General features: G+C 56.9%; 7 protein-coding genes. All 7 read left to right on the top strand.

Going from position 1 to position 8,644, the window contains the following annotated elements; genetic code table 11:
- Positions 1-798, top strand: a 798-nt coding sequence (locus KQ303_RS03060) for a DUF4331 domain-containing protein (protein ID WP_259729109.1), incomplete at its 5' end; no start/stop codon positions are given.
- A gap of 84 nt (positions 799-882) precedes the next feature.
- A complete protein-coding gene (locus KQ303_RS03055; RefSeq protein WP_259729108.1) occupies positions 883-1,605 on the top strand; it encodes an SCP2 sterol-binding domain-containing protein in 723 nt (240 codons plus the stop codon).
- A 123-nt stretch (positions 1,606-1,728) separates the two neighbouring features.
- A complete protein-coding gene (locus tag KQ303_RS03050) occupies positions 1,729-2,451 on the top strand; it encodes an oxidoreductase (RefSeq protein ID WP_259729107.1) in 723 nt (240 codons plus the stop codon).
- Positions 2,452-2,594: 143 nt separating this feature from the next.
- Positions 2,595-3,572 (top strand): hypothetical protein, encoded by a 978-nt coding sequence (locus KQ303_RS03045; protein WP_259729106.1) that lies wholly within the window; start codon positions 2,595-2,597, stop codon positions 3,570-3,572.
- Positions 3,573-3,670: 98 nt separating this feature from the next.
- Positions 3,671-4,297, top strand: a complete 627-nt coding sequence (locus tag KQ303_RS03040) for a VOC family protein (RefSeq protein WP_259729105.1) — start codon at positions 3,671-3,673, stop codon at positions 4,295-4,297.
- A gap of 162 nt (positions 4,298-4,459) precedes the next feature.
- Positions 4,460-4,792 carry a hypothetical protein gene (locus KQ303_RS03035; RefSeq protein ID WP_259729104.1) on the top strand — a complete coding sequence of 111 codons (333 nt, stop codon included), beginning with the start codon at positions 4,460-4,462 and terminating at the stop codon, positions 4,790-4,792.
- A 503-nt stretch (positions 4,793-5,295) separates the two neighbouring features.
- On the top strand, positions 5,296-8,151 hold the full coding sequence (pgmB, locus tag KQ303_RS03030) for a beta-phosphoglucomutase (RefSeq protein ID WP_259729103.1): 2,856 nt from the start codon (positions 5,296-5,298) through the stop codon (positions 8,149-8,151).
- Positions 8,152-8,644: the final 493 nt, after the last annotated feature.

Below are 8,644 nucleotides of genomic sequence, written 5' to 3'. Positions count from 1 at the left end.
TACGTGTTCTCGCCGCCGAACGAAGGAAAGCAAACCGTAACCGTCTTCGTTGCAAAAGGCGAGGAATCCCTCTCCGTCGAGGCTGTTGGAACAAAGATCATCGCCGATGCCGAGGTCTCTTTCGGCGTCGAACCCAACATCGTCAAGTCCGGCGCCTACACGTTCTTCGCCGGTGCTCGCAGCGACGCTTTCTTTTTCGACTTCGACGGCATCAAGAATCTCTTCGATACCTCAGGCGGCAGAAACTTCACCGCCCCCCACCTGGGCGGCAAGTCTCCGTGGACCGGCGTGGATTCAAATACGGAAGCCAACGTCTTCTCGATGGTGATCGAGCTGCCGACGAGCGAGCTCGACGCCGATCCGGAGATCCGCATCTGGGGGCGATGCAGCGTACTTGAGGACGGCAAACTGCTTCATGTTGATCGCGCCGGCCACCCGAGTGTCAGCAGCTTCTTCAACACCGATGACACCAAGTTGGAATACAACGCCAGCGAGCCAGTTAACGATCGCAAGCGATGGACGGATCAGTTCGTACACCTGATGGGGCATACGGGCAATTACACCCGAGAAGAAGCCATCGCCGCGATCGACGCCGACCGCATTTTGCCCGACATGCTGTGTTTCAATCCTTCTAAGCCTGCGACGTATCCCAACGGCCGCGTCTTTACCGACGACGTCATCAATCATCGCCTCGCCTTCCTTTCGAAGGGTGATATTCCCCCAACCGGCCTCAGCCCGCACACTGACATTCTCAAGGAGTTTCCGTACATCGGCACGCCACATCAGAAGACAAGCTAACGACAGGCCAACACGGCTGTATCCATGAGACCTCAGCGGGCATGTGTTGTGCCCGAGAGCATCCAAAACCGGGAGCGGGCCCCAATGGCGATCGGCAACGATGGCCGCTTCAACTTCTCGGCCTGCTACACCCACAACGACCGGGAGTTCCTGGGGGGCTTCAGCGACTGGGCGAAGAACCTCGCCGAAAGCCGCTCGGCCCGGGATTACGAGCGCAAGGTGGGCGAGGCCGATTCGGCCACGATGTGGCAGAGCCTCTCCTTCGGCGCCAACGACAAGGCGGCCTACTGCCTGGCCGCCTGTCCCGCCGGAGAGGAGGTGATGGAGCCGTTCCTGAACGATCGCAAGGCCTTCGTGCGCGAGGTGGTGCAACTGCTGCAGGAGAAGCTCGAAGCGGTCTATGTGGTGCCGGGCTCGGATGCCGAGGCCCATGTGGCGAAACGTTTCCCCCACAAGACGGTGAAGCGGGTGCGCAGCAGCCTCACACCGATCTCGGTCGAGGGGTTCCGCAACGGGTTGTCGATGACCTTTCGGCCCGGGCAGGCCCGCAACCTCACCGCCACTTACCACTTCCAGTTCAGCGGCGCGGAGCCCTGCCGCTTCACTGTGGTGATCGCCGATCAGACCTGCACGGTCCAGGACGATCTGGTGGGTCGGCCCGATCTCCTGGTGCAGGCCGACGCTGCCACCTGGATCGCCTTCCTGCGCCGTCAGCGCAACCTGCTGCTGGCCCTGCTCACCGGCCGCATCCGCCTACGGGGAAACCCACGGCTGCTGCTGCGGTTTGCGCGTGGCTTTGCGGTCTGAAGCCGGCGTCCCCCGTTCGTCTGGCCTGATCCCGCTCACGAAGATCTGCGATCGGCTTTCTAATCAGGAGTCAGGCAGACAAATTCAGATTTTATTCAACCACCCACGCATAAAGGAACTGCCATGTCGATGTCCAAAGTTGTCGTCGTTACTGGTGTGTCATCAGGAATTGGGCGTGCCGCCGCCATGAAGTGTGTCAAGCAGGGTTGCCAAGTACTCGGCACCGTGCGCAACGCGGTAAACGTACAGGAAGTTTCGGGCGTCGCAATCATTCAAATGGATGTGCGCGATGAAGCCTCCATTGAGCGCGGCATCCAGACCATCATCGAAAAAGCCAAGCGCATTGACGTGCTGGTGAACAGCGCAGGTGTGACTCTGATAGGCGCGGCGGAGGAAACGTCGATTGCCGAAGCCCAGACGCTGTTTGATACCAACCTATTCGGCCTCGTGCGCGTGATCAAAGTGGTGCTGCCGCACATGCGTGAGCAGCGTTCTGGTCGCATCGTCACCATCAGTTCGGTGTTGGGCATTCTGCCTGCGCCGTACATGGCGCTCTATTCAGCCTCCAAGCATGCCGTTGAGGGGCTGTCCGAGACGTTGGATCACGAGGTATGCCAATTCGGTATTCGCGTGGCCCTTGTTGAACCCTCCTTTACCAAGACCAACATGGATCTCAACGCGCCCCAGCCCGATGGTGTCGCAGCTACGATTGTCGACGCAGCATTGGGTGCATGGAAGATGCGCCATAGGCCCAAGGGTGAGGCCTCTCTTCTATACAAGTTGCGCCGCTTCATGCCCGCCGGTCCGGTCGAGAACGGCCTGAGAAGATCATTCGGACTCGTCTGAATCTGCCCGAACGATCAGGGCGAACTGGCATGAGGTAGGAGGTTCGAGTTATTTTGAGTTCTCAGCCCAACCCTACGCCCACGGGACCGCCTTCGGCAGCCCGTAACTTTTACGTTCGGCTCAATGCCCCCAAACGGAGGTCAATGGCATGGAGCAGCATTCCCAGCACCACGAGTCGATCGGCAGGCGTCAAGCTGGGGATCCATTTGCCAGATAGGCGCCTCGATTCTTCCAACACGGCACGTTGTTTTGCCCATGGGCTGAGCATCTTGCCATCATGGGACAAAGGGCGCGTGGATAATGGTGACAACCCTCAACCACAGATCTTTGACATGTGGCAACGAGCAGCCTTGGTCATTTCCACCCTTTCACTGGCAATCGCAGGCTGCACGCGCACCAGCCGTGAGCTGCCGAAGAATCTCAGTGACGTGGTCGTGACGATAGAGCTTGAACAGAACAGCAGTGCTCGAGTCTCCCGCGACACCATTCGTGCCGTGCTTGCCACTAGTGAAGGCACGGTGATTGAACGGGACGATCTCCAGATCAAAGTCAATGGAACCAGGATGCAGTTCAAGGTCTGGCAAGGAAACTATTACGATCGCCACCCCAATTACTACATCGACAATGATGTAAACGAAGGCATCAGGATATTGCCACAGAAAGATTATAGCTTTGTGCTGGTGATGCCCGATGGATCCAGTCACAAACTGACGACACTGAAAACCCCCATAGCAGTGTCCCTGGGACAATTCGGCTTTGTCAGAATCCCTTCATCCCCTCCAGCTGCGGCCTTCACCTGGAACGATCTTGCCGGCCCCATGCGTCTCTCCATTGCCCGTTCGGAGCAGATTCCTGATGCCGCCGGAGGTTGGGTGTCGATGGTCGGGAATCCCGGCAATGAAGACTCGCTTCACCGCACGATTGGTCCAGGTTGGTTCCGTCCCCGGAGTGGCAAGTGGCTCCTGCCGCAACGCTTTCTGATCTCCAGCCCTAAGCGACGACTGGCGATGTTGACGGCATGGATCCAAACCGAAACAATGGCCCCTGTGGCCCAACCCTTTTCCAGGAAGAGCTCGGCAACAGCCAGACGCAAGCTGGAACTGACCTTGGAGTGGCCCTAGGACTGAGGGAAGGGACAGCCCAACATCAATGACGCGACCCCCTTGATCGGTCAAGGGCTGATGAGAGTGGGTGGTCGTGGTCATGCGGCAGCTCCCTGTTGTGTGCGCGTAAACCCTCCTGCCACCAGATCGGCTTCTCCGTAGGGGTGGTGCATCAAAAACTGCTGGGTATTGGGATCCCAGCCCACCCCAACACTCCAAAGGCCGCCGCCACCCAAGACAACCATTCGTCACCGCTGGACAAAGGCAACTTCCCCATCATTGCTTCCAGGATTACACTGTCATCAACAAAGCCAGAGGAGCTGACCATGCTTGATCTTGGACTTACCCACGTCGCCTTACCCGCTTCCGATATTGGACGCAGTGTTGATTTCTATGCTACCTATGCTGACATGCAAGTTGTGCATCGGCGCATTGACAGGGAAACAGGATCTGAAGTTGTCTGGTTGTCTGACCATACGCGACCGTTTGTGATTGTTTTGATTCAAGCCACCATTGTGCAGCCAGTTCTCTCTCCCCTAGCCCATCTTGGAATTGGCTGTAAGAGCCGGGAAGCCGTGGACATGTTGTGCGACAAGGCTCGCCAGGCTGGGTTATTGCTTGAAGAACCCAAGGATTCGGGCTATCCGATTGGCTATTGGGCATTTTTGCGAGATCCTGACGGGCATACGCTGGAACTGTCCTACGGCCAAGAGATTGGTCTAACAGTCACGCAGGAAAGCTAGTTAGCGATTCATCTTTCTTCCCAGGCGGTTACCACTCCACGAAGCAGCAGAAACACTGGCAGGGCCCTTTGCCAGCCCCCCACCGGTTGGACGGGTCACTGGCACAACAACCCCGCCGCCAGATGGTGCTGTCACTACTCAGAAGTCCCGGTCCACCAAGCCGTGAGTGCTCAGTCCACTTCATGCCTGGTGCTGCATCCGCCACCGGCTCAAGCGCATCCAATAGCGCCGGGGAGCTTGGCCTGCATTGGCTCGACGACACAACCTGCCAACGACTCCATCGAAGACCGCCGCGACCTGAACCGCGAGCTGGTGCTTCCCCTGGTGAGTACTGAGCCACTGGTCGTTGTGGGTGATGCCATCGGCGGGATTGGTCTCTTCAACGGTGACCTGGTTCTGGTTGATCGGGCCAAGCTTCCCAGCTCAGGCCGTTGCATGGCCCTGGCCCCGGGCCAGCCTGGGTCAATGGACAATGCAACGCAGAAGTACGCCTGAGCTACGAGCAGCAGAGCGGTCGGGCTACGTACACCTTGGGATCGGCGTTCCGTGGTCCATGTCACCTTCAGCCCCTCAAGACCGGTCGCGGCACCTCAGATCTGCCGCACAGCGACCACGCCTGAGTCGTGCGCATCATCATGAAGACAGGCTACGGGCTGGCGTTTGATCACTTCCCCAAGCCGCACTGGCTCAAGCCATGCAGCAACACCATCCCATGGGCCACGGCATCGACCCTGAAGCCAAGGCTGGCTGAAGTCACTCGTCCAGGATTACACCGAAACGATGGGATGTGTGCTGCCACAAACCAACTCAACATCACCTCTGCCCCATTGGCGCACAACCAGACTTGAAGGTGGAGTTTCACGCGTTCACAGAGCGAAGACGCCATAGCTGCATACGCTTACACCCCCAGACAACCAGGGCCAATGACTTCCACAGAACTCACAAGCTCACTGCATCCTTCATGTGATTCTCATGAACTGACATACACAGACTGGAGCGTGAGCGAGTATCACTTCGATCCAGCAAAGATACGCTCCAGAGAAACAGTGTTTACGATCGGCAACGGGTACATGGGTACGCGGGGAAGCTTTGAAGAAGGGTATCCGAATGCGATGCCGGCCACACTGGTGCATGGTGTCTATGACGACATTCCTGGAGCCTATACCGAGCTCGCAAATTGTCCAGATTGGCTGGAGCTGGCGATCGTGATCAACGGCGATCGATTCCGACTGGATCATGGCACCATCCTCCAATACGAACGAACGCTGGATCTACGGAACGGGATCCTTAGCCGTGCACTGCGCTGGCGGAGCCCAACGGGGAACACCGTGGATCTTCGCTTTGAGCGCTTTGCGAGCTTGGCAGATCATCCCGTTTTCGGACTGAACTGCCAGATCACTCCTCTTGATTTCACTGGAGCGATTGAAATTCAGACCAGCCTTCATGGCTTTGCCAACAACCAAGGCTTTGATCATTGGCAGCAGCTCGACCGGGGAGCGAATGATCAAGGCCTCTGGCTGCATGTTCGCACCCGCAGTTCTCATGTCGAACTCGGCATGGCAGCCAGAATGACACCGATCAATAACGATCTACCAATACGAACAACGGGCTCTGTTGATTGCCCCACCATCGCGATCACCTTTCTCGCGGCCAAGGGAAGAACCGTAGGCGTAGAGAAAGTTGTCACCTTGATCACATCACAGGATGTGGACCATCCCGCCCAGGCGGCTGTGGCCAAACTGACCAACCTGCCGGCCTATCCCATTCTGCTGAGGGCGCATCAGAACGCATGGAACGAGTTTTGGCAGCAAAGCGATATAGAGATTGAAGGAGATACCAACGCACAAGTGGCCGTGCGCTACAACATCTTCCAACTATTTATTGGCGCATGTTCGCACATCGCGGGTGAATGCGCAGACAGCAGCCGCGTCAGCGTTCCGGCCAGAACATTATCGGGATTTGGGTATCGAGGACACGTGTTCTGGGATACGGATATATTCATCTTGCCACTGTTCACCTTGACGCAGCCTGAGATTGCCAAGAGCTTACTGACCTACCGCTATCACACCCTGAGTGGTGCACGGCGAAAAGCTGCCCATAGTGGCTATCACGGTGCGATGTATGCCTGGGAGAGTGCAGCCACGGGTGATGAGATGACGCCCCGATGGTCCATTCAGACCGACCCCTACTCGAAAGCGATACGCATTTGGTGCCGTGATCGCGAAATTCATATCAGTGCCGATATTGCCTATGCGGCCTGGCACTACTGGCAGACAACAGGCGATGACATCTGGCTACGAGACTACGGAGCCGAAGTCATTCTGGAAACTGCCATCTTCTGGATGAGTCGGCTGGAGTGGAAGCCGGAGCTGGAACGGTTTGAACTGGATGGAGTAATAGGCGCTGATGAATACCACGAACAGGTGAACAACAACGCCTATACCAATTGGATGGCGAAGTGGAATCTGGAGACAGCCGTCTCCGTTTACGGATGGCTGCAGCAGCAGTTTCCCGACCACGCCGCTTTGCTCGCTCAAAAGCTACAACTTAATGCAGACAGGCTGCGCCAGCTCCAAGCCGCCATCGCACAGCTTTACACCCCATACGATGCCAAGACCGGGCTGATTGAACAGTTTGATCAGTTCTTTGAATTACGAGACATCCACCTGAATGACTACGAGCCCCGGCATCGCTCCATGCAGGACGTTCTGGGAATGGATGTGACCAATCAGTCTCAGGTTCTGAAGCAACCTGACGTCCTGATGCTCCTCTATCTGATGCGAGATACCGACTCATGCCTTTCCTACCCTGATGTTCTCGAAAAGAACTGGCACTACTACACTCCCCGCACAGACACCACGTACGGATCGTCGCTCTGCCCTGCCATTCTTTCGATCCTGGCCGCAAAGCTGGGCATGGAAGAAGAAGCCTATCAATACTTCATGCAGGCAGCAACCGTTGATCTCGAAGATAGCCGCGGCAACACAGCAGATGGGATTCATGCGGCGTCAGCCGGTGGCGTATGGCAAGCCGTGGTGTTCGGCTTCGCCGGCGTTCACATGAAGGGAAACAGCCCGATGGCGATTCCCCATCTGCCGCCAACCTGGAAGCGGCTCAGATTCAAGCTGCAATGGCGCGGTTCCTGGCACAGTTTTGATCTGTCACAGCCAGCACCACCTCCAGCTCAAGGTCCAACGCAAACTCAAGCTCCAGACATCAAGGGCTTCATCTTCGATGTGGATGGGGTGTTGACGAACACCTCCGAATCTCATTACCGCGCTTGGCAGAGATTAGCGGATGAGGAAAAGCTACCCTTCGATCGCAAGGCCAATGAGGCCCTGCGTGGTGTGTCCAGACGCGGATCGCTTCAGCAGATCATTGGCGACCGTCATTACTCCGAATCTGCACTTCAGGACATGATGGAGCGCAAAAACCGCTACTACCTTGAAGACATCCAAACCATCACCCCCCAGGACATGCTTCCAGGGGCCATTGAGTTTTTACAGGAGCTCAGACAAGCAAAGATGAAAATTGCGATTGGCTCCGCCAGCAAGAATGCACGCACTGTCATCGACAGGCTTGGGATCGGAGCTTTCATTGATGCAATCGCAGACGGCGACAGCGTTCAACGGCCCAAGCCAGCACCCGACATCTTTCAATATGCTGCCACTCAATTGAAACTTACTCCTGCCAACTGTGTGGTGGTTGAAGATGCTGCCGTTGGCATTGAAGCAGCCATTGCTGCAGGGATGTGGTCGGTTGGCATCGGACCTCAGGAGCGTGTTGGTGCCGCCAACATTGTGCTTCCAGATCTGGATGGTGTTCGCCTGAGCGATCTCGGCATGCAATGGTGATCGATCCACGCTCCTCATCACGAACGTGTTGCTGGTGAGGTGGGGGATGGCCAACTGCACAAAGGAAGCCACGAATGTGTTCGTGATCTCGCCATCATCCTTGCGGAGAACCGCAACCTGATCCTGCCGTGCAAGCCGGCCAAGGCGGCTATGGCGGCAACCACTACCCCCAGATCATGGTCATCTTGAGCATCTTTCGCTTCAGGCCCCTGCCTTCTACCGATCAAAGCAATGCGCCAGACTTCCGCGCATCTCGCACAGATGTGCTGCACTTCTGCCACCGATTCGGCACACCCTTCAGCCGGCGCCGGTGAACGGCCTGGCTAGACAGGGGTCTACCACGACGGCCACCAGCAAGGGGAACAGGATCGTCAGGGTCATTGAACGAAACCAACCCGGCTTGAACGCAAGGGAGACGCGAGAACGGCTTTGTTTTCGGTGAATCAACTGCCATCCAGGTGTGACATCGATCAGACAAGCAAGCTGGCCGCCC

This window comes from Synechococcus sp. CS-1333, from assembly GCF_025128015.1.
Taxonomy (GTDB): Bacteria; Cyanobacteriota; Cyanobacteriia; order PCC-6307; family Cyanobiaceae; genus MW101C3.
The sequence above is the reverse complement of the archived record's forward strand: the minus strand, read 5'-3'. Positions and strand labels throughout refer to the sequence as shown.